Here is a 240-nt window from a genome sequence, read left to right as displayed (position 1 = left end):
CATATGGATTGGTGAAAACACGCTCGTCAAAATCCTGACGCGCGAATAACCAAATTTCCTTTTGCCATTTGCTGAGTAATTCATCCGCATCCTGACCTTCTTCAATTTGGCGCACTAACCTCAGGAAGCGATGCTGAGTTTTGTTCCAGAAGTCGATATCCACAAAACTGAAATCACCCCGTGCACCTTTTGGATCGGAGAACCACGCTTCTTTCAATGCACTTCGTAACAGACTTAGAA

The 240-nt window shown here is 44.6% G+C and carries 1 protein-coding gene; it reads right to left on the bottom strand.

Going from position 1 to position 240, the window contains the following annotated elements; all coding sequences use genetic code 11:
• The coding region (gene casA, locus RTW80_RS30610) for a type I-E CRISPR-associated protein Cse1/CasA (RefSeq protein WP_312722011.1) at positions 1 to 240 on the bottom strand (240 nt) is incomplete at both ends.

Source organism: Escherichia sp. AM3 (genome assembly GCF_032029835.1).
Classification (GTDB): domain Bacteria; phylum Pseudomonadota; class Gammaproteobacteria; order Enterobacterales; family Enterobacteriaceae; genus Escherichia; species Escherichia coli.
The sequence above is the reverse complement of the archived record's forward strand: the minus strand, read 5'-3'. Positions and strand labels throughout refer to the sequence as shown.